Annotated in this window: 18 protein-coding genes; 13 read left to right on the plus strand and 5 right to left on the minus strand. The window is 39.2% G+C overall.

The annotated features are described in order from the left end of the window. Positions 1-24 precede the first annotated feature (24 nt). From VOI17_RS05520 to VOI17_RS05535, 4 genes are all read left to right on the plus strand, one after another. Positions 25-1,233 (plus strand): thioredoxin fold domain-containing protein, encoded by a 1,209-nt coding sequence (locus VOI17_RS05520; protein ID WP_323756244.1) that lies wholly within the window; start codon positions 25-27, stop codon positions 1,231-1,233. 114 nt (positions 1,234-1,347) lie between these two features. Continuing rightward, on the plus strand, positions 1,348-2,046 hold the full coding sequence (locus VOI17_RS05525; RefSeq protein WP_323756245.1) for an aspartate/glutamate racemase family protein: 699 nt from the start codon (positions 1,348-1,350) through the stop codon (positions 2,044-2,046). A 202-nt stretch (positions 2,047-2,248) separates the two neighbouring features. Beyond that, positions 2,249-2,779: a sigma-70 family RNA polymerase sigma factor gene (locus VOI17_RS05530; protein ID WP_323756246.1), complete on the plus strand. Its 531-nt coding sequence runs from the start codon at positions 2,249-2,251 to the stop codon at positions 2,777-2,779. A gap of 4 nt (positions 2,780-2,783) precedes the next feature. Continuing rightward, complete coding sequence (locus tag VOI17_RS05535; RefSeq protein WP_323756247.1) at positions 2,784-3,443, plus strand: hypothetical protein; 660 nt, start codon at positions 2,784-2,786, stop codon at positions 3,441-3,443. A 314-nt stretch (positions 3,444-3,757) separates the two neighbouring features. Here VOI17_RS05535 and VOI17_RS05540 read toward each other — a convergent pair whose 3' ends face one another. Continuing rightward, positions 3,758-5,335 (minus strand): NAD(P)/FAD-dependent oxidoreductase, encoded by a 1,578-nt coding sequence (locus tag VOI17_RS05540; protein ID WP_323756248.1) that lies wholly within the window; start codon positions 5,333-5,335, stop codon positions 3,758-3,760. 147 nt (positions 5,336-5,482) lie between these two features. Between VOI17_RS05540 and VOI17_RS05545 the strand changes: the two genes are divergently transcribed. Beyond that, positions 5,483-6,679 carry a 6-bladed beta-propeller gene (locus VOI17_RS05545; protein ID WP_323756249.1) on the plus strand — a complete coding sequence of 399 codons (1,197 nt, stop codon included), beginning with the start codon at positions 5,483-5,485 and terminating at the stop codon, positions 6,677-6,679. A gap of 49 nt (positions 6,680-6,728) precedes the next feature. Beyond that, positions 6,729-7,925, plus strand: coding sequence for a 6-bladed beta-propeller (locus VOI17_RS05550; protein WP_323756250.1), 1,197 nt, complete (start codon positions 6,729-6,731; stop codon positions 7,923-7,925). Positions 7,926-7,938: 13 nt separating this feature from the next. On the opposite strand, the gene ppk2 (VOI17_RS05555) is transcribed toward VOI17_RS05550, so the two are convergent. Together ppk2 (VOI17_RS05555) and ppk2 (VOI17_RS05560) are read right to left on the minus strand one after the other, a co-directional pair. Then, positions 7,939-8,721 carry a polyphosphate kinase 2 gene (ppk2, locus tag VOI17_RS05555; RefSeq protein ID WP_323756251.1) on the minus strand — a complete coding sequence of 261 codons (783 nt, stop codon included), beginning with the start codon at positions 8,719-8,721 and terminating at the stop codon, positions 7,939-7,941. Continuing rightward, on the minus strand, positions 8,721-9,620 hold the full coding sequence (gene ppk2, locus VOI17_RS05560) for a polyphosphate kinase 2 (RefSeq protein ID WP_323756252.1): 900 nt from the start codon (positions 9,618-9,620) through the stop codon (positions 8,721-8,723). The genes ppk2 (VOI17_RS05555) and ppk2 (VOI17_RS05560) overlap by 1 nt, the downstream gene beginning before the upstream one ends. A 121-nt stretch (positions 9,621-9,741) precedes the next feature. Between ppk2 (VOI17_RS05560) and VOI17_RS05565 the strand changes: the two genes are divergently transcribed. Then, on the plus strand, positions 9,742-10,527 hold the full coding sequence (locus VOI17_RS05565; RefSeq protein WP_323756253.1) for a hypothetical protein: 786 nt from the start codon (positions 9,742-9,744) through the stop codon (positions 10,525-10,527). Between the two features lie 5 nt (positions 10,528-10,532). Here VOI17_RS05565 and VOI17_RS05570 read toward each other — a convergent pair whose 3' ends face one another. Then, the gene (locus VOI17_RS05570) at positions 10,533-11,567 is read right to left on the minus strand and encodes a DUF1573 domain-containing protein (RefSeq protein WP_323756254.1); all 1,035 of its coding nucleotides are present in this window, start codon (positions 11,565-11,567) and stop codon (positions 10,533-10,535) included. Positions 11,568-11,679: 112 nt separating this feature from the next. On the opposite strand from VOI17_RS05570, the gene trpS reads away from it, so the two are divergent. Both trpS and VOI17_RS05580 read left to right on the plus strand, forming a co-directional pair. Then, a complete protein-coding gene (gene trpS, locus VOI17_RS05575; protein ID WP_323756255.1) occupies positions 11,680-12,648 on the plus strand; it encodes a tryptophan--tRNA ligase in 969 nt (322 codons plus the stop codon). 83 nt (positions 12,649-12,731) lie between these two features. Next, entirely contained in the window at positions 12,732-13,274 is a 543-nt protein-coding gene (locus VOI17_RS05580; protein WP_323756256.1) for a hypothetical protein, read from the plus strand. A 1-nt stretch (position 13,275) separates the two neighbouring features. On the opposite strand, the gene VOI17_RS05585 is transcribed toward VOI17_RS05580, so the two are convergent. Beyond that, positions 13,276-16,371, minus strand: a complete 3,096-nt coding sequence (locus tag VOI17_RS05585; protein ID WP_323756257.1) for a T9SS type A sorting domain-containing protein — start codon at positions 16,369-16,371, stop codon at positions 13,276-13,278. A 443-nt stretch (positions 16,372-16,814) separates the two neighbouring features. Here VOI17_RS05585 and VOI17_RS05590 point away from each other — a divergent pair, with 443 nt between their 5' ends. From VOI17_RS05590 to VOI17_RS05605, 4 genes are all read left to right on the plus strand, one after another. Beyond that, the gene (locus VOI17_RS05590; protein WP_323756258.1) at positions 16,815-18,848 is read left to right on the plus strand and encodes a M3 family metallopeptidase; all 2,034 of its coding nucleotides are present in this window, start codon (positions 16,815-16,817) and stop codon (positions 18,846-18,848) included. Positions 18,849-19,054: 206 nt separating this feature from the next. Then, complete coding sequence (locus VOI17_RS05595) at positions 19,055-19,771, plus strand: TlpA family protein disulfide reductase (RefSeq protein WP_323756259.1); 717 nt, start codon at positions 19,055-19,057, stop codon at positions 19,769-19,771. A 61-nt stretch (positions 19,772-19,832) separates the two neighbouring features. Further along, complete coding sequence (locus VOI17_RS05600) at positions 19,833-21,011, plus strand: MFS transporter (RefSeq protein ID WP_323756260.1); 1,179 nt, start codon at positions 19,833-19,835, stop codon at positions 21,009-21,011. Between the two features lie 52 nt (positions 21,012-21,063). Then, on the plus strand, positions 21,064-21,549 hold the full coding sequence (locus VOI17_RS05605; protein ID WP_323756261.1) for an SRPBCC family protein: 486 nt from the start codon (positions 21,064-21,066) through the stop codon (positions 21,547-21,549). The last annotated feature ends 2 nt before the right edge of the window (positions 21,550-21,551 follow it).

Consider the following 21,551-nt stretch of genomic DNA (forward strand, 5'->3'; position numbering starts at 1 on the left):
AGCTTCCGAACACCCAAAAGATTTATGAGAGTTCCATTATTAGTAATATCATTATTTATTTCTACCCTCACTTTGGCCAGTGATCCACTTCAGTTCAATGAAATCAAGAACGAAAAGGACTGGCAAAAGGTACTTGAAATGGCCAAAGCACAGAACAAACTTTTGTTCGTTGATGCCTATGCTGACTGGTGTGCCTACTGTCATCAATTAGATGAAGAAGTATACACTAACGATCAGGTAATCAAATATTTCAATACTAATTTCATCAACGTAAAATTTGACACAGAGTCTGAATACGGAACACAATTGGCCTATGTATTCAAGATATCTAGCTTACCTACTCTACTCTTTCTAACCGAAAAACAAGAGATCTTCGATACCATTTTGGGCTTTGTTCCGGCTCCACAATTAATGGCTTATGGACAAAGGGCAGTAGATGATTTTGCTCAACTCCCCATTCTGGAAAAGAAGTATAACGACTTAATCGCCACCAATGACGAGAAGTTGGATTTGATCAGGATTCTTGAAAATAAAGACTTCGAGCGTGCAGCCGAAGTGGCCAAAGACTATATTAGTCAACTTACACTAGTAGACTACTTGGACAATTTAGAAAACCTGTGGTTGGTGTCTAGGTTTGAAAACCAATTGAGTTCTGCACCTTATCGTTACATCACAACCAACAAAGATGAAATTATTGAGGCACATGGTTTAGATGAATACCACGATTATTTTAAAACGGTTTATAACGACAACCTTCAGCTGGCCATAAAATATGGGGATGAAAACTTGCTGTATCAGTTGATCCGTGAAGTATTGCCTGAATTCCTTCCTGAAGTAGAGGTTCCTGAAGCGGCTTTCATTACCAAAAAACTTTATTTCGGTGAGCGAAAGAATTACGAGAAATACCAATTCGAAGTCAATAGCTATATGAACAATCAGGTGGCTGAAGACTCAAGAGTAGATTTTCTGTTTAGTAGCGGATTAGAAATTATCGAAGAACAAGAGGATGTTGCAATGCTACAGTTTGCAGCCAATCTGCTTACCCAGGCGGCTGCATTAGATCCTACGCATTTTGAAGCCGCAGCCCTATTAGGTTACTCCAAAGGATTGTTGGGCGATTATGATGTAGCCATTGAACAGCTAGAAAAGGCCAAAACTTTAGCCAAAAATGACGAGCAAAGGGAAATGGCGGACAGCCTTATCTTAGCGATTCAGCACATGAAGGGGGATTAGGTTCTAACATAACTACTCCCTATCTCTTGTGTTACTGAAATTCCGAAGTCTCCGAACCTACGGAATAACTTATTCCTCTATTTTTACGACTATTGAATTGCCCAACTATACAATATGAAAACACTAGGCTTAATCGGAGGAACTTCTTGGCATTCCACAGTAGAATATTACAGAGATATTAATCAGGCGGTAAACGAACATTTTGGCGATAACACCAACCCACCTTTATTGCTTTTCAACTTGAATCAGTCTCTCATTCATCGTTATCAAATAGAAGGGAATTGGGGTGCAATCTCTGATATGATCATCGATGCAGGAAAACGACTTCAACTCGCAGGTGCAGAAGCGCTTATGTGTTGCGCAAACACGCCTCACAAAGTATTCAATACGGTAAGCGCAACCCTTGAAATTCCTATGCTTCACATTGCTGATGCCACAGCTCAAGCCATCAAAAGACAGGGCATCAACAAAGTTTGTTTTATTGGAACAAAGTTCACAATGGAGGCAGATTTTATTACGAGTAGAATTGGACAGTCTGGCATTGAAGTACTGGTGCCTGAAGCGCCAGAGGTGATTGAAGAGCTCCATCGGATTATTCAGAAAGAATTGACATTCGGTCAGATCGAGGAATCATCAAAGCAATATGTATTGGACACCATCAACAGAATGGTTTCGCAGGGCGCTGAGGGTGTTATTCTAGGCTGTACAGAATTTCCCCTAATGATTTCTGAAAGCAACCTGAACGTCCCCATTTTCAATACTACCCATATTCATTCTCAGGCTGCCGTGGATTTCATTTTAGGAAGAGGCTGATTATAGTCTCTTAGTTAACCAACCCTCCAAAAGTTCTCATTCATAGTTCAGACAGGTCATTAATTACTGATGAAATAGAATCCGCAACTTTTGGAGGGTTATACCCTACTTCTTCTGAAAAAGCGTTGATTTCCCCCTCTTAAATATTTTTCATTTTAAAATGTGATATTTTGTAAGTCCCTGCGAATAATGGGTAAACGAATTGAAAACGCTTTCGAGACTAAGAATGACATCCACCGAGAAAGACACATTTGAATTACTGATTGAAAGCAACAAGGGAATCATCTATAAAGTGGCCAATGCCTACTGCAAAGATGAGGAAGACAGAAAAGACCTTGTGCAAGAAATCGTCATTCAGCTATGGAAAAGCCTTGATCGCTACGATGACAGTTTCAAAATTTCTACCTGGATTTACAGAATTGCGCTAAATGTAGCCATTTCGTTCTACAGAAAGGACAGCAAAAGAAAAGCTACTCAAACCTCCATTTCAGAGGGTATTTTCAACCTAAAGGAAGAAGAGTCAGGCACCGAATTAGAGTCCAATTTAAACCTACTGCAGCAATTCATTAGTGAATTAAAAGAGCTCGATAGGGCGCTGATGCTGCTTTATCTGGAACAAAAAACGCATAAAGAGATGGCTGACATTCTGGGACTTTCAGAATCTAATATCGCGACTAAGATTAGTCGAATCAGAGAAAAATTGCGCGTTCGTTTTTCACAACACAACAATTAGAAAGATGGAAGAGAAAGACATTATGGACTTATGGAAAGCTCAAGACGCTAAACTTGAGAAATCGCTGGCCATCAATTTTGAATTACTACAAGAGGTAAAACGTCAAAAAGCAACTTCAGCCTTAAAAAAGGCCAGAAATGTGAAGATATTTGCCATCGTTTTTGGGATTTTATGGGTTGCCTTTGTAGGCTTCTTGATCTATCATTCCCTTGAATTCTCAAAGATCTTCTTTGTGGTGTCTGCTGGAATCCATTTGGTAGTAACCGTCACTGCTATAGCCACTTACATTAAGCATTTGGTGCTTATGGATGAAGCTAACAATAGTAAAACAGTAGTGGAGGCTCAGCAAAAGCTTAATGAGATGCAGACTTCGTTCCTCTGGATTGTTCGCTTATCGTTTGTGCAAATGCCCGTGTTTACCACTTGGTTTATCTCATTCCAATGGATCGAGACATCTCCCGAAACATTTTGGGGTATTCATGTACCCACAGTGCTGTTCTTTACTTATTTAGGAATTTGGTTGTATAGAAACATCAACTACAAAAACGTAAATAAGAAATGGTTCAAGATCCTCTTTAAAAATCCAGAATGGACTTCCGTAATTGATGCGATGGGTTTTCTAGAAGAAATTGAAGAATATAAGAAGGAGAATATAAAGAGCTAAATGATTTCAAAATGGTTAAAACCATTACCTAAAGCCATTCACGCTAATAGCCCACGGTTTAAACCGTGGGCTATGAATTACGAAATCAGCTAATCTTCATTACACAAGTCAACGCTTTCTATGTTCCTGAAAAACCCCAAACTTCTCGGGGCCTATAGCGATGACGGCCAAGCAAGCACTGTCGCAGGTTCTCCGATTTATCTGTCCTTTGGCAGAACCTGTGACCCTCTATAATTAAGGACTCTGTCCAACTAATACTCGTTTGCAACGAGGATTTAAGCAAACCTCAAATTCACCTCTGCTGACTCTGTTCTTTATTTTATTTTCAAGCCAGCTATCAAGCTTTCAGCACATTTCTCGCCATCCATGGCGGCTGAAACAATACCTCCAGCAAAACCAGCCCCTTCCCCGCAAGGAAATAAGCCTTTGATTTCCACATGCTCTAAAGTGTCATTATCACGAGGAATTCTAACAGGCGAAGAAGTTCTACTCTCTACCCCTACTATTTGAGCTTCGTTAGTGTAATAGCCCTTCATTTTCTTGGCGTAGCCTTTAAATGCATCTCTCAATCTCAAGTGAATCGACTCTGGCAATACTTCACGCATTTCTACAGACATTAATCCCGGCTGATAGGAAGTGTCGTTTAAGGAAGGTGAAACTCTGCCGTTAACGAAATCCGTCATGCGTTGAGCAGGAGCCGCTTGAGTGCCTCCAGCAATCTGGCAAGCACGTTGTTCAATTTCTCTTTGGAACTCCATTCCCGCCAAAGCGCCAAACTGCGCATAGGCCGTGAGATCTTCTAACTCCACAGCCGATACAATGCCTGAATTCGCAAATGCTGAATCCCTTCTCGAAGGACTCATTCCGTTGACTACGATTTCACCCGGAGCAGTAGCCGCAGGCACAATAAAACCTCCTGGACACATACAGAAGCTAAATACACCTCTTTGTTTACCCTCATGGTAGGTCTGATGAACAAGTGCGTAAGAAGACGCTGGCAAAAACTCACCCCTATCAGTATCGCAATGGTATTGAATCTTGTCGATCAGCGATTGCGGATGCTCAATTCTTACGCCCAAGGCGAAAGGCTTGGCTTCAATCAACACCTCGTTCTTCTGCAACAAATGAAAAATATCTCTTGCTGAATGACCCGTAGCTAGAATAACACCCAGGCCTTCTACTTTAGAGCCGTCTGCCAAAACCACTCCTGTCATTCTTTTTTCCTTGATAATGAAATCAGCAACTTTGGTATCGAAGTGAATTTCTCCACCAGCATTCGTAATACTCTGTCTGACTTCTTGCACCACTTTCGGCAACTTGTTGGTGCCAATATGCGGATGTGCATCTACCAAAATATCTTCGGAAGCGCCATGGGCTACTAAAATTTCAAGGGTTCTGAGAATGTCTCCACGTTTTTTTGAACGGGTATAAAGTTTACCGTCAGAAAAAGTGCCTGCTCCTCCTTCTCCAAAACAATAGTTGGATTCAGGATTCACTACATGCTCTTTGTTGATGGCAGCAAGGTCTCGTCTTCTTTTCTGTACATCGCTGCCTCGTTCAATAATAATAGGCTTATAACCCAATTCGATCAAACGCAGTGCGGCAAACATTCCAGCAGGTCCAAAACCGACAATAATAACTGGTTCGGCATTGGTGACTACTGGATAATCTCTTTTATAGGAAATGACAGGCGGAAGCTCTTCATTGATGAAGACTTGTGCTTCGATATTCACCTTTACATTGCGAGAGCGTGCATCGATCGAGCGTTTCAAAGCCCGCACCTGAGCACTTTTAGGGTTGGTAATATTGGCCCTTTTCAGAATGATGGCCTCAAATAGTTCTGGGGTGAAGGCTTCTTCGGGACGAAGCGTGGTTTTTATGGTCTTTTGCATAGCGTAGAGTATTTATCTCTAAAAATGATTGTTCGTTTATCACTTGCAAATTTAGATTCAAAACATCAACAAACCTATTGCCCCATAACATGCCGAGCGACACTGATTTGGGTAGAACACAAAAATATATTTGTTAAGTTTATATTTATGAAATCAGCCAAGGAAGCACTTCTAGTTTCAGGATTAATCATCATAATTATTTTTCTGACTTCATCTTGTGGGTCTAATTCAGAAAATCAAACCTCCATATCCAATTCAGAAGATGTTGAGGTTATTGCTATTGATGATATTAAGGTGAGTAAACTATCTGATGTGATTGACAACATCACTTATACCGCACTAAAAGACCACCCAGATCACCGTATTCATAGAATTGATAAGGTTTTAATTGAAGATGGATTACTTTATACCTTTGATTACTCATCTGGTAAATCACTCTCTGTTTATGATTTAAAAGGCAACTTTCAATTTGCCATTACCAAACCGGGGCAAGGACCAGACGAATACGCGGCAGTTCATGACTTTTTAGTAAATCAGGGCAAAATTGAGGTGCTAGACATTAGAGGAAAACTGCTTTTTTATGACAAAAAAGGCACTTTTGAGAGAAGTGAAAAATTACCTTTCTCTCCACAAGCATTCTTGAAAATAGGTAATGATTACCTGTTTCAAACGGGTAAAAAACCGAATGAACTCGGGAAAAATGGAAAGCCTTGTGAAGTGGTTCAATATAATTTGGAGACGAAAAAATCAGACTGTTGGCTCGAAATCAATAATGGCAGAAGATTAAGTGTCTCATGGGAAAAAAACATGCTAAAAAGAGTTGACAATGATTTTTTTTATGGCACCAATTGGAATGATACGATCTATAGAAAACAGGATGGGAACTTTAGTCCTAAATTTATTTTCGATTTCTCGCCCAAAGCATTACCCTCTGAAATATTTGACCCGAATGTTTCAATTGGCGAATTCGTTGACTATCAGAATAACAATCGGGACAAAGCTTATCATTCCGCAAGTCTACAAGTGAGCGCTGATTTCCTAATTACTAGATTCTCTAATAACACAGGTCACCATTTGATTTATGATCAAAATAAAGGGAGTAAAACTGTTTTAGAATGGAGAGTTAAAAATGATGTTGATAGTGGCTTACCTCTCTACTGGGCTCACGCATTGAACAATCGTGATATAATTATGATCTATGACTCTGAATACGTTCTGGAATGGGCGAGTGAGTTGCAAGAAGGAAAAAGCCAGTTTAATGAAAAAGAACAGGCCTTTTTGGATTTCGTTAACGAGTTTAATCCAGACGATCCTTTGGTAATGATTGCATACCACCTCAAGTAAAGAAGCTGAACGATTAGCACTCATAAATCACTTAATTTATTCCATAATTATGAAATCAACCAAAGAAGCACTTCTAATTTCAGGTTTAATCATTACAGTTATTTTTCTGACGTCATCCTGTGGCGCCAATTCTGGCAAACAGAGTTCCGTATCTACTTCGGAAGATGTTGAGGTGATTGCTGTTGCTGATATTAAGGTGAGCAAACTATCTGATGTAATTGATAACATCAATTATACCGCCCTGAAAGACCACCCAGATCACCGTGCTCACAGAATTGATAAGGTTCTAATTGAAGATGGATTGATTTATATTTTTGATTACTCATCTGGCAAATCACTCTCTGTTTATGATTTAAAAGGCAACTTTCAATTTGCCATTACCAAACCCGGACAAGGTCCCGACCAATACCTGGAAGTTCAAGACTTTTTAATAGACAAAGGCAAAATTGAAGTGCTGGACACTAGAGGAAAGCTAATTTTTTACGATGATCAAGGCACTTTTGAGAGAAGTGAAAAGCTACCTTTTGTGGCTCAAGCGTTATTAAAAAAAGATGATGATTATCTATTCCAAACGGGTAAAATCCCAAACGAATTAGGGGAAAACGGAAAACCCTGTGAAGTGGTACAATATAATTTGGAGACAAAAAAATCAGAATGTGTACTCGAAATCCATAATGGAAGAAGACTAAATTCCTCAAGAGAGAAAAACATGCTAAAAGGAATTGACAACGACTTTTTTTATGGCACCAATTTTAATGATACCATCTATAGAAAACAGAATGGGAACTTTAGTCCCAAATTCATTTTCGATTTCTCACCCAATGCACTACCCTCTGAAATATTTAGCCAGAACGCTTCAATTATGGATTTCATTGACTACTTGAATAACAACCGAGACAAAGCCTATCATTCGGCAAATCTACATGTGAACGCTGATTTTCTAATTACCGGATTTCATAATAATGGAATTTTCCGTTTGATTTATGACGCTAAAAATGAGGTCAAAACTGTATTAAAAACCACCTCTGAAAACGATGTCGATGGAGGTTTACCTCTTTACTGGTCTCATACTGTCAATGATAATGATATCATTATGATCATTGACTCCGATTATGTTCTGGAAAGAGCCACCAAATTGCAAAAAGAAAAAAGCCAGTTCAACGAAAAAGAACAAGCCTTTTTGGATTTCACCAATGAGTTCGATACAAACAATCCTTTGGTGATGATTTCATATCACCTCAATTAAAGAGCATTACCCGCTACTTATAAGGCACTTTTTCCAGAATGTGTCGGATCACTTGAATTCTGGCCGAAGTCTTTTTATTGGCTTTCAACACAATCCAAGGGTTATTTTTCGTATTGGTCTCTGCAAACATTCTCACCCTATACTTGGTATAGGAATCCCAAAGCTCTTGTGCCATTTCATCCACTGGCGACATTTTCCAACGCTTCAATGGGTTTTCCATAATGTCTTTAAACCTAGAAGCTTGCTCCTTTTTTGTAATCGAAAAATAGAACTTCAACAGAATGATACCGTCATTAGTCAGCATGGTTTCAAAATTATTGACCTCACGCATAAATCGTTCATATTCTTCATCGGTACAGAAGCCGTTCACAGGTTCTACCACAGCCCTATTGTACCAACTCCGGTCAAAAAATACGATTTCACCTGGGTTTGGTAAACGCGTAATGTAACGTTGAAAATACCATTGTCCGCGTTCTTCTTCAGTTGGCTTTGGCAAGGCCACCACCCTATAATTTCTTGGGTTCAAATGGTGGGTTACTCTTCTGATTGCCCCCCCCTTTCCGGCTGAATCTCTTCCTTCAAACACAAAGCAAATTCGCTTCCCTTCATTAATGGCCCATTGTTGAAGTTTAATAAGCTCTACCTGAAATTCTTCAAGGCGCTTTTCATACTTAACATAGCGCAGCACCTTTTCAGGGTTCACGTTACTCTTGTCTTTCAACAACAGCTTGATGGCCTTGTTGCTGTTCAGCAGCTTCAGCTCCTTATCCGTAAAATTGTATTTTAAGTCAGACATTACAGCAAGTGATAAATTGAACGGTGAAATCTCATTACTACATTAGGATCGGGCAACACAACGATGTCGGCATCTTTTTTTCCTGGGTATTCAAACTTAGAAAGTACGTGTCTGATACTTTCTAATCGTGCTTGCTTCTTGGTGTTGGTTTTAATGATTATCCATGGGCTAAAACTGTTATGCGTTTGGGCAAACATCTGCTCTTTATAATAAGTGTATTTTTGCCACATTTCTTGCCCTTTCTCATCCACAGGACTTAATTTCCAATGCTTCAATGGGTTCGCTCTCCTGTCATTAAAGCGTTTTACTTGCTCATCCTTACCAATAGAAAACCAAAACTTAATGATATGCACACCATCTTCAAAAAGCATGTGCTCAAATTCCGGAACTTGGCGCATAAAACGCTGGTATTGTTCTTCGTCACAGAACCCCATTACAGGCTCCACTACCGCTCTATTATACCAACTACGATCAAAAAACACCATTTCTCCAGCATAAGGAAGTTCCTTAATATATCGTCTGAAATACCATTGCCCTTTTTCCATATCCGTAGGCTTGTTCAAAGCCACTACACGCATGGATCGAGGATTGAGGTGTTCCGTAAATCGCTTGATAGTTCCACCTTTTCCTGCCGCATCACGTCCTTCAAAAATTATAGCCACTCTTTGATTGGTTTCTGCTATCCAATGTTGAAGCTTCACCAACTCTACCTGTAATTTTTCTAGTTGCTCTTCATATTCAAGGTTGTACAACGCCTTTGAATAATCCCTCCCTTTTTCTTTAAGTAAACGCTCTAGATCGGCACCATTCTTGATATTCGAGAAATCTCGATTGTCAAGCATTTGGTCTTTCGTTAACTTATTTTGAACAGAATCATCTGTTATTAAAAATTCGCTCATAATCCGAATTGGTTTCTGGCGTTAAAATAATAAAAATGGTTGCACTCTTTGCATTTAGCTGTACCAATTCTGTGGAATTAAAAAAAAATATGCCCTACCTTCGCAAACTCAATAGAACTATATGAAACGATACTTATTTATTTTCACTCTTTTACTACTTTTTTCTATCACGGCTATGGGCCAAGATATTCTCACAAGACGCTCAGGAGAAACTATGACTGGAGATGTTCAGCTACTATCCGATTCTGACGGAATACCTTATGCTGTTGTGAAAAATGGAAAAGATAAAGAAACGGTTAAGTTATTTGATATTCAGAATATTTCAATGCCTGAATTTGGTTTGATTAAACCAATGAAAATTGGAGAGCAATATCGTTTTGCTTTACTGGTTAGCGAGGACTATCTAAGTGTTTATAAATACTCTACTTCCAACAGAATGGATGATTTCGGCATGACTGCATTACAGAAATTCGGAGGAGCTGCCTTTGCCTTACCAGGAATTATGGGCTTCAAAAATCTCATGACAGATTACTTATCGGACTGTAAAGAAGTTTCGAATAAAATTGAAGAGAAAGAACTTAAGAGAGGTGATATAGATCAAATTGTAGAGGATTATAATGGATGCATTGCCTTGAAAAACTCGACTCAGCAGGAAAATGTATCTTATTATAACTCCACTGCTTCTAGAATTTCAGAAACTAAGGAAGCCCTATTAAAGGACTTTGATAAGTTGTTGAAAGCCTCAAAACAAGTGGAAGACAAAAACGTAGTTTCAGAAATGTTATCCGACCTAACATCTAAGCTTAAAAAAGGAGAGAAAGTACCTGAATACCTGATAAACGCGCTAAAAGACGCGATTAAGAATGATCAAAAACTCCTTGAATTGATGAACAAAATCATCGAATAAACAGGCTATTTTACATGTGATCTAAAAGTAATTACCGCTGTTGGTTTTCTTGGATCGTTGCTGAAAATGGCCAAGGTTTTTCTTTCATAACCTAATCTGTCAGTAGCGTCAAAAGTAACTTCCATTTCTATGGATTCACCTGATGCTATCGCTGCTTTATTAATATTATACTGCAAACACGAGCAGTTGCTTTCAATTTTGTATAAGTCCAAAAGCTCATTCCCTCTATTTGAAAGGGTAATTGTTACTGACTTTTTGGTGTTGGGAGACATTATTTTGAAGTCGTAGTCTAAATCACTTATTGCCAAATAAGGTGAGTCAGCATTGACTTGAGATGGTTTCTGTTCAAGCGTAAACTGTACTGGAATGGAGAACACCAGTGAATCATTCTTATCCTTTACTTGAACAATTTCTTTTGCAAATCCAGGACTAAGTAAAGAATCCGTTTTTAAAACAATACTCATTTTAGTAAAACTGTTATGCGGAATTTCCGTGGGTTGAAACTTTACATCATAATATGCCGAAATATTAGCGCCCTTTAAATCCAATGACGCCCCGCCAAAATTGTAAAGGATCATTTCAGCATTCAGTTCATCTCCCATAAAACCAGATTTAAAATTGACCACTTGATACTTTGATCGAAATGGCCAAAAAACGTTTCTATAGGCCTTGAATACATCTATTACTGGAGCAAGAATTCTACCCTCCACAATATACTCCTTCAGAATAATTTCGGTTGAAGTTAAAACCCTTAGCCCTATCCTAAACCCTCCAACATACCCTCCAGTAGCAATATTAAATGGGACAGCAACAGTCTGTTTAGGTTCCACTTTAATGGTCTCTTTATCAAGCTTTAACTTTTCTTCTCCAGACCAAAAACTAATTGTAACCGTATCTTCAGAAGTATTCTCCCATGGGAAACTAAAGTAGAAAGTACCTACCTCGCCATCAATCACCCCAACCTCAATCACCTCAGGCTTTTGAGCCAAAACTAAGGTAGGAATGCAAAACAAAAAAAGGAGGCGGAAAAATTTACTCATAAGCTATTGACGACAGGAATGTGTTTTTAATATATGTTGAGGAGCAAAAATAACAAGCCAATGCTTGAATCGACCAGTCAATAATCATTTATTTGTGACAAATATTAAATTCATGGCAAGAATCTTAACGGGTATACAAAGTTCAGGCAAACCACATTTAGGAAATTTATTGGGTGCAATTGTTCCTGCAATCGAATTATCCAAGGATCCTAAAAACGATTCCTTCTTCTTTATAGCTGATTTACATTCACTTACAACTATAAAAGACCCAAAAACAAGAATAGACAACACCAATGCAGTAGCTGCCGCTTGGTTGGCTTTTGGTTTCGATACGGATAAAAACACATTCTACCGCCAATCTAGGGTGCCTGAAGTTTGTGAGTTAACATGGTACCTCAGTTGCTTGACACCATTCCCAATGTTGGCGAATGCACATTCATTTAAAGATAAATCTGATAGACTTTCAGATGTGAATGCAGGGCTATTTACCTATCCCGTATTAATGGCTTGTGATATTTTGCTCTACGATGCGGATTTTGTTCCTGTTGGAAAAGACCAGAGACAGCACCTTGAAATGGCGCGTGATATGGCCAATACTTTCAATAACCAGTACGGAGAAATATTCAAAATCCCTGAAGCCAAGATTAATGAGAAAGTGATGACGATTCCAGGAACTGATGGCCAGAAAATGAGCAAATCTTACCGCAATACCATTGATATTTTTCAAGCCGATAAGCCGCTTAAGAAGAATATCCTGCAGATTGTTACGGACAGCGCTCCACTTGAGGCACCTAAAGATCCTGATACCGACAACACCTTTGCCATCTATTCATTAATAGCTTCAGAAGCTCAAACGCAAGAGATGAGAGCCAATTATGAAGGTGGAAATTATGGCTACGGACATGCTAAACTTGCGCTCTATGAGTTGATAATGGAAAAATACGCCAAGGAAAGAGAAATATTCAATTACTATATGGCGAATCTTGAAGAACTGAATAGAAAGCTTGAAGAAGGTGAAGCAAAGGCACGAGTGATTGCACAAGAAGTGCTAGCAAGGGCCAAGAAAGCAATTGGTTTTTGAACCAAACGTTAAAAATATTGCTTAATTAAAGACCAAAGCTAATGGCCGACCGTTGTATTAGTTGGTTGAAAAATATAATGACTATGAAAAAAGTATTTCTACCCAGTTTAATTATGTTCACTGCACTTTTCATTGCGGCTTGCAGCGACTCTGGAAACGAACTTTCAGAATTTACAGGAAATGAGATGGAAATGGCTTTAATCCCAGGTTCTGTAGAAGGCAACACGACTTCTGGTACTTTAAAAATCAGAGAGCGAAATGACGGAAGAGCACAATTAGAAATCACGTTGAACGATGTGATTTCGGGTGCTGAACATCCAGTGCATTTGCATTTCGGTAGCCTTAGTGACAATGGTGATGTAGCCACATATTTAACCACATTGAAAGAAGTAAATGGAGTGGGAAAAAGTGTTTCCATTTTGGAAACGCTGGATAACAACATCACCATTGATTACAATAACCTTTTAAATTTCGATGGCAGTATTAAAATTCATTTCGAAACTTCTGGACCATTGGAGAATGAAATTCTAGGTTCTACAAATATTGGCCTTAATGCCGATCAAAATGAAGCCTACCTAAATGGCGCTAAAAGTATAACCAGTTGTAATTCTAACTTCGGGAATTAATCTATTTGATGATAATCTTAAATGACTTTTTGAAGCTTGAACCCGTTACACTTAAAACGTAATAACCTGCCTGAACATCTTGAGGAATTTCAAATGATGCTTCTTTTGAGAGTTGAAAGTTATATTCAAGAACACGTTGCCCAGCTATTGATAAGAGTTGAATAATAGCGGTTTCATCAACAAACTCCCCTTCTGGCCTTATGTTTATGGTTTGACCTGCCAATACAGAGTTGGGGTATACTGTAAAGTTTGGCGTAGTTATTTTATCGCTTTTATAAAGCACACTTTTCATCTCTGAGTAATCAAATTGGCCGTTAAAATCAGTTTGTTTCAAACGATAATAACTTCTACCCGAAATAGGAGAGCCATCTACTGTTACATAATTATTAGTGACCTCACTCGTGCCCTTCCCTGGGACATATAAAATAGGTTCAAAGTCAACCCCGTTGCGTGAACGTTCAATGGTGAAAAAATCATTATCTAATTCTGAGGCTGTTGACCATTTTAAGAGAACAGTTGATTTGGATACTTCTGTCGTGAAGGATAGCAGGACAATCGGTAGTCGAGTCTGCTCATCATCCATGGCATACATATCTCCAAAGCCATCTCCGCTGTCCATTGAAACAGTGTTCGTGCTTGGGTTTACGGTGCCTGCATTTTTCCAATCCAATACTGGCCCCATTGTCCCTTCTTTTGTTCTACGAAGGGCCGCCACCATATTTGATTCTGTGCCTGTAACGTCATCATCTATATATTTATATGTAGCACTAAAAGATGGACCTGTAATACCACTTCCACTCACCGTCCAGTACCTACTGATATAAGCGGTCGCTACTGTATCAGCATCATCTCCGCCAGAGGCTTTATTGGGGGCGTTCATTTGAGGATGTACTGCGTCAGTTACACTAAAATCTATATAAGCACCACCACCTACTGTACCCCCGCTTAACGTGAAATCGGTTATGGGTGAATAATTATTAACATCTCCAATAGGAAGAAATATCGACCCACCTGTGCCCGAGTAGTATTTTCTTACTACTCCTGTACTGTTTCGTCTTATGTATTCGGTAGCACTTCCTCCGGTAATACTAGCACTTGTACCAAGTTCCAAATTATAAGAATTAAGTAGAGGATCTCCGGCAATAATATTCAAAGTGCCATTTACCCTTATATTACTCACCAATTGCAGGCGCTGGTAATCCCCTGTGCCAGTAAAATTAATTGTAACGTTATCATAACCATTGGTTGTGGTTTTCCATCTTTGACTTGAAGAGGCAGCACCATAAACTACAGTATTTCCCGAAGCTGAAGCCGTAAAGTTTGAGATAGTGAAGTTTGATCCTCCACTATTATCTCCTTGATATCTTAGCGTACCTGTTGCACCATTAATAAATGTGCCGGTTCCATTTAATGAACCTGCCACTGTTAAGTTTGCAGTATTCGTATAGCTGGCAGGGCTGTTGATCAGAATATCTCGAATGGATAAAGCTGAAGACCCACCGATTGTTCCCGAAGAGTTTGTGAGTGTATAAATACTAGTTCCATAACCCGGGTCAGTAAAAGACCCATTGTTAGTTATATTTCCTGAAACTGTGAAGTTGTTCGGCTGAGTAACTGCCCATGAACCACCAGAGTTCACCAGAATTGAATTGAAGTTCTTAGCACTTCCTGATGCATTAAAGGTAATAGTACCGTTTACAGTTGTGGTACCTGTAACAGTGGTTGGAATATTCCCGAGTACAAGCTCCTTGCCAGCAGCCACCGAAATAGATCCAGCAGAAAAAGTTCCTGCACTCAAATTGGTAGTGCCGTTTACCAACGAAAACAGGCCACCAACCGACAATGTTGCAGAGGCATTATTTACAATTAAATTACTAGTTCCATTTAAGGTAAAACCACCTGTGGTTGTTATGGCACCACTGCTGAAGGTTATGGCGGCATTATTCATGGTGAAAGAACCCGCATCTAAAGTAGATGAAGCTCCATCGAACAAAAATTCAGTGCCCGAAATATTTACATTGCCTGTAACATTTACATCTCCATTGTTATGGTCATACTGGCCTCCTGTACCTATGACGTTTCCTGCAATATTCACCACCGCAGAGCCATTATCTGGAGTAAACTCACCTCCTTCTAAAACCAAATTATTTCCTATGGTGAGCGTAACTGCATTTACTTGGAGTATACCAGACTTCACCGTCAAATTGTTTGATACAGTTAAGCTACTCCCAAAATTTAAACTACCACTAGATTTATTGAGCACTAGGTTATAATAATTACCAGAAAAGGCAGTTGGGCTGCCATAACCCGTATAGGTAACTGTATTACCTGTAGCCGAAGCACTGAATGTACTCACGGTAAAAGGGCCAGTATTTTGCAACTCTAATTCCCCTCCAGCACCATTGGTAAAGCTACCAGTGCCAGACATATCGTTTCTAACCGTAAGCTTTCCATTATTCGTATAAGAAGCGGGCGAATTAAAGACCACTTTATACATACTCATAACATTACTCCCCCCTATGGTGCCACCACTCTTGGCAAATCTAAATTCAGTTTGGTCATTGGCGGTAAAAGTGCCGTTATTGGTGATATTGCCATTAAAAGTATAGAGGTCTGCGCCCGCCACAGTCATTGTTGCTCCGGAATTGATCGTTATGTTTCCGAAATCACGCGGTTTTGCTCCGTATCCAGAAATGGCCAAAGTTCCGTTTATAGTGGAAGCACCTTGGATTTCAAATTTAATAGCCCCAACCGTAAGGGTTCTGCCACTACTCACGTTTAAAGTGCCATTGACTACAAAAACTTGATTTTCACTATACCCTGGGATTGATGAACTGGCAGTTGTTGTTACGTTTCCACTAACTGTTAATGATCTGAAATCGTTAATAGAAATTGTACCTCCATTTAATGTCACATTGTTAATGTCTTCATTCAATTTGACAGTCACGGTATGACCTGCCTGAATGATCGCATTATCTCCTGCACCTGGGGTTTTACCCGAACCGCTTACCAAATTCCATGTAGAATTCTTATTCCAATCACCAGAACTGCTAGTTTCAAATACTGATTGAGCATCCATAGAAAAATGGAGGATCATAAGAAGAGTACAGATGAAAGTAACAAACCTCATTAGAGACAATTAGCAATTAGTTTTAGTCTTAGTATTTAATATACGAAAATGCCTCGGAATCGGATTGAATTATCAAGGATATTTTCTTGTCTTAAATGCTTTTTTTACTTATGCGCAGCAAAGGTATTACTCTTGTATTGATTTACACCCTACCAAGTTAACTAATTTAATAATATTTTATTTTTCAATATATTAATATATTATATAAAATACTAAATCTTCAATAGGCTCAAAATTCAATCTCTTTAAATAAAAAAGACAGCAACTATAAACAAAACACTATACCTCCCCTCTAAAACAATAGAGTATTTCACTCTCCAAAACCATTGTAAAACTTTTTACGGAATTAGAAAAGCTTCTATTTTGAGTTGGTTAATATTGCAGTGTTCAAACAGATAAAAAGAATTCAAATGAATCCCCTTATTGAAAAAAACAACAGTCCTTTTCAAACCCCATATTTTTCACAAATCAAAAACGAGCATTATCAGCCCGCCATTGAGACGTTGATTAATAAAGCAAAGGTTGAAATTGATGCGATCAATAAACTGAGTGAAACCCCTAATTTCAAGAACACGGTAGAAGCCTTAGAGTTCTCGGGAAAGCAACTAGACAGGGCCTCTTCTATCTTCTTTAATTTGAACTCTGCTGAAACAAGCGATGAGATGCAAGCAATTGCAAGGGACTTGTCTCCCTTACTCACCGAATTCTCAAATGATATTCTTCTAAACGAAACGCTCTTCAAAAAAGTAAAATCTGTTTATGACACCGCAGATCGTTCTAAGCTCAGTCCTGAGCAAATTACCTTACTTGATAAAACTTACAAGGGCTTTGTAAGGAATGGAGCACTTTTAAACGATGAGCAAAAACAAAAACTCCGCAACATTGATGTGGAGCTTTCTAAATTATCCCTTCAGTTTGGAGAACATGTTTTAGCTGAAACCAACAAATATGCTTTAGTGATAGAAAACGAAGCTGACTTGAAAGGTTTACCTGACTACGCTATTGAACAAGCGGCTCAAGATGCAATTGACAAAGGCCAAGAAGGCAAATGGGTGATTACCTTAGATTACCCAAGCTATATTCCATTTATGACTTATGCTGCTAACAGAGCATTGAGAAAAAAGCTCAGCATAGACTTCTCTTCCAAAGCCTTCAAAGGAGATGAGTTAGACAACCAAGAAACAGTTAAGGAAATTGTTAAATTAAGAAATGATCGTGCACAGCTTTTAGGTTATAAAACCCATGCCGACTTTGTGTTAGAAGAGCGCATGGCGGAGTCGCCCAAAAAGGTGCTTGATTTCTTAGATGAAATCCAGAAACACGGAATTGACGCGGCTAAAAATGATGTAAAAGAGGTGGAAGCATTCGCTAAAAAACTGGACGGCATCGACAAATTAGAACGTTGGGATTTCGGTTATTACTCTGAAAAACTGAAAATGGAGAAATACAGCATTGATGATGAAATGCTAAAACCATATTTCAAGCTAGAAAATGTAGTCGATGGTGTTTTCCAAACCGCCCAAAAACTCTATGGCTTAACATTCAAGAAGAATGATGAGATCGAAGTGTACCATCCTGATGTAACCGCCTATGAAGTGAAAAACGAAAAGGGTGAGCACATGGCAATTTTCTATGCCGACTTCTTTCCACGACCAGGAAAACGTGCTGGTGCATGGATGACCCTTTTCGCTGGCCAATACAAAGACAAAAAAGGCGATCACCGTCCGTTGGTTTCAAATGTATGTAATTTCACCAAGCCAGGAAAAAGCAAACCTTCGCTCCTCACTTTTGATGAAGTCACCACGCTTTTCCATGAATTCGGTCATGCCTTACACGGAATACTCTCCAATGTTCAATACGAAAGCCTATCAGGCCCAAGTGTATATTGGGATTTTGTTGAACTTCCTTCTCAAATTTTAGAAAACTGGTGTTACGAAAAGGAATGCTTAGACCTTTTCGCGAAGCATTATGAAACAGGAGAAACCATTCCTGAGTCACTGGTGGAGAAAATAAAGGAAAGTGCCAACTTCTTAGAAGGTTATCAAACCCTACGTCAGTTAGGTTTGGGCAAGCTCGATATGGCTTGGCACGGACAAGACAACTCTAGCATTACTAGCGTCTCTGATTTTGAACGAGATATTCTGAAGAATACAGAAGTACTCTCTCCTATCTCTGGCACTAACATGAGTTGTTCTTTCTCTCATATTTTTCAAGGTGGTTATTCTGCTGGTTACTACAGCTATAAATGGGCAGAAGTATTGGATGCTGACGCCTTTGAGTATTTCAAAGAGAACGGTATTTTCAATAAAGAGGTGGCCGATAAGTTCAAAGACAACATCCTATCCAAAGGAGGTTCGGAACACCCAATGACTTTATACAAAAGGTTTAGGGGACAAGAGCCGGATGTGAAAGCACTATTAAGAAGGGCTGGATTACTGAAATAAAGACCATCTCTTCCGCACTGTATTGGTAACAAAAAATAGACATCTGAATTTTCAGGTGTCTATTTTTTTCTGATAGTCATTTGATTTAGATCATTGATTTTTTTCTAATTTGGTAGCTTAAAATCGCCCTTATGCAACGCCTAATCACAACGCTCCTCTGTCTTACATTGTCGTATTCATATGTTTGTGCTCAAGTCAATTTCACAATGAGAAGAGCCGACAATGACGAAACCACGGATCTGGTTTCTCTAATTGCAGATGGTGAAGGCGGTGCTAAACCTACTTTTTTAATCACCTGGAGTGGTGAATGGTGTACTCCGTGCATGGACGTCATAAAATCAATGGGGGCAGCAGCAAAATCAGGTAAAGTACAGGTTTTAGCCCTTAATGTGGACGAAGATTGGAAGGCCATGAAGGCCAATAATTACCATAAGAGTTATTGGAGTAATGTAACCAACCTCTATCTAGATTCGGATTTAAATAATTCATTCGACACCTATTTTACTACATCCACAGCCCCTGTAATTCTTTTCTTCGATGAACAAGGCCATATTCAATACATGGATGCCAGCTATAGTTTAAGATCGCATATGTTTATAGATTACTTTGGTAAAGAATTTATCTGGGAAGACTCAGAAGGGCTTAATACTTACGCTTGGAACTATTATTTAGAGCAAACAGAAGACAATCCTATTCCAGAAACGGACGAAGAAATGGCTAGAGCAATGGAGTTTGTGAAGCGATCTATCAGCTTGGATGCCAACTATAACAATACCGATACATACGCTGCCCTGTTATATCTTTCTGGCCAATACACAGAGGCGCTTAAAAAAGCCAAAGAGGCCATTGACCTTGCCAAAGAAAGTGGTACAGATTACGAAACCACAAATGAGCTAATTCAGAAAATTATCGAGAAGATGTAATCTGCGCTTTAGTAACTCTAGGTATCCTGAGTAACTTTAGCCCAACCGAACTCCATTAATTTTGACTTTACAAGTTCCAAAACGGGTACTGCCCACCATCGTATTTGCCCAATTTGCAGGCACATCGCTTTGGTTTGCGGGTAATGCCATTCTAAAAGAACTTCAATTGGAATGGCAATTGCCTGCCGATGCTTTGGCCACGGTTACATCATCCGTGCAGTTAGGCTTTATCTTTGGTACTTTTATTTTTGCCCTCCTTTCCATTGCTGATCGCTTTAAACCTTCTTGGGTATTTCTGTTTTGTACGGTTATGGGCAGCGCTCTCAATGTCTCCTTGATATTCTTGCCCCCTACTTATTTTGTTCTTCTTTCCGCTCGTTTCTTCACTGGAATTTTCATTGCTGGAATTTACCCTGTAGGGATGAAGATCGCCTCTGATTGGTTCGAGGGCAAATTGGGTAAAGCACTTGGCTATTTGGTGGGTGCTCTAGTGTTGGGTTCGGCCTTTCCGCATTTATTGAATTATACGGGCAGCAGCCTTTCTTGGAAATTCGTTTTGATTGGCACTTCCATATTGGCCATTCTTGGTGGTTTGGCAATTGTCTTCTTTGTGGGAGAAGGCCCTCACCGCAGGAAGGGGGCAAAGTTCAATCCCGCTAAGATTTTCGAAGTGTTTAAAGTACGTGAATTTAGGTCCGCTGCCTTTGGCTATTTTGGTCATATGTGGGAATTATATACCTTTTGGGCGTTTCTCCCTGTGGTATTGGTCTATTATAACGAAACGCAAGGCACAGCACTTCATCCAAGTTTATACACCTTTATTATCATGGCAGTTGGTGCCATTGGTTGTGTTTTAGGTGGCTTTGTTTCTGTAAAAAAAGGGAGTGCAAAAGTAGCCTTCACCTTCTTACTGATTTCTGGAATACTTTGTTTGCTTTCACCACTGATTTTCAGTTTGAATGAAACTGTTTTTATAGCCTTGCTCCTCGTTTGGGGCTTTGCTGTCATTGGGGATTCTGCTCAATTTTCATCCCTAACCGCCCAAACTGCACCGAAAGAATCTGTCGGCACTGCCATTACCATTGTGGTGAGTATAGGCTTTCTGCTGACCATTCCCAGCATTCAACTTTTAGGTTATTTGGCCACAGTAATCGATACAAAATGGTTGCTATTCACCTTGTTCATTGGGCCTTTGTTTGGTTTAATCCATACGTGGAAGTTGGTGAAGAAAAACATCTAAAAAGCTCAAAACACTTCGCTACCAAAAACAGTTGATACCAAAATTTCAATTAATGGTATCGCTAAAAAGTCACTCAGGAATTTACACGCTCAAAACTGTACAAGAACTGCCTATTGATCTAAAAACTGCCTGGGCTTTCTTTTCTTCCCCAAATAACTTGGAGAAAATAACACCCAAGCACATGGGCTTCAAAATCACCTCTGGAGAAGCTGGGAGTATGTATGCTGGTCAAATCATTACCTATAAGGTTTCTCCATTTCCGGGTATAAAGTCTAGTTGGGTGACAGAAATAACACATGTGGACCACCTCAATTCATTTGTAGACGAACAGCGGTTTGGCCCTTATGCCATGTGGCACCATGAGCATATTTTTGAGACCTCTCTCAATGGAGTAAGAATGATCGATAAAGTATCTTATAAGCTTCCTTTTGGGATATTAGGAAGAATGGTTCACCCATTTTTAGTGAAAGGAAAACTCATGAAAATCTTTACGCATCGTTATAAAGTCTTGGAGAAAATGTTCCCTACCAAGCAGTAGAA

This window comes from Roseivirga sp. (genome assembly GCF_034669765.1).
Taxonomy (GTDB): Bacteria; Bacteroidota; Bacteroidia; order Cytophagales; family Cyclobacteriaceae; genus Roseivirga.

Bases quoted from the DNA above. Each gene is read 5' to 3' on its own strand.
- VOI17_RS05570 (WP_323756254.1), bottom strand. From the start codon at position 11,567: ATGAGTAAATTTTTCCGCCTCCTTTTTTTGTTTTGCATTCCTACCTTA.
- VOI17_RS05595 (WP_323756259.1), top strand. From the start codon at position 19,055: ATGAGAAGAGCCGACAATGACGAAACCACGGATCTGGTTTCTCTAATT.
- VOI17_RS05545 (WP_323756249.1), top strand. From the start codon at position 5,483: ATGAAATCAGCCAAGGAAGCACTTCTAGTTTCAGGATTAATCATCATA.
- VOI17_RS05525 (WP_323756245.1), top strand. From the start codon at position 1,348: ATGAAAACACTAGGCTTAATCGGAGGAACTTCTTGGCATTCCACAGTA.
- VOI17_RS05585 (WP_323756257.1), bottom strand. From the start codon at position 16,371: ATGATCCTCCATTTTTCTATGGATGCTCAATCAGTATTTGAAACTAGC.
- VOI17_RS05520 (WP_323756244.1), top strand. From the start codon at position 25: ATGAGAGTTCCATTATTAGTAATATCATTATTTATTTCTACCCTCACT.
- VOI17_RS05535 (WP_323756247.1), top strand. From the start codon at position 2,784: ATGGAAGAGAAAGACATTATGGACTTATGGAAAGCTCAAGACGCTAAA.
- VOI17_RS05605 (WP_323756261.1), top strand. From the start codon at position 21,064: ATGGTATCGCTAAAAAGTCACTCAGGAATTTACACGCTCAAAACTGTA.
- VOI17_RS05550 (WP_323756250.1), top strand. From the start codon at position 6,729: ATGAAATCAACCAAAGAAGCACTTCTAATTTCAGGTTTAATCATTACA.
- VOI17_RS05565 (WP_323756253.1), top strand. From the start codon at position 9,742: ATGAAACGATACTTATTTATTTTCACTCTTTTACTACTTTTTTCTATC.
- VOI17_RS05580 (WP_323756256.1), top strand. From the start codon at position 12,732: ATGAAAAAAGTATTTCTACCCAGTTTAATTATGTTCACTGCACTTTTC.
- ppk2 (WP_323756252.1), bottom strand. From the start codon at position 9,620: ATGAGCGAATTTTTAATAACAGATGATTCTGTTCAAAATAAGTTAACG.
- trpS (WP_323756255.1), top strand. From the start codon at position 11,680: ATGGCAAGAATCTTAACGGGTATACAAAGTTCAGGCAAACCACATTTA.
- VOI17_RS05540 (WP_323756248.1), bottom strand. From the start codon at position 5,335: ATGCAAAAGACCATAAAAACCACGCTTCGTCCCGAAGAAGCCTTCACC.
- ppk2 (WP_323756251.1), bottom strand. From the start codon at position 8,721: ATGTCTGACTTAAAATACAATTTTACGGATAAGGAGCTGAAGCTGCTG.
- VOI17_RS05590 (WP_323756258.1), top strand. From the start codon at position 16,815: ATGAATCCCCTTATTGAAAAAAACAACAGTCCTTTTCAAACCCCATAT.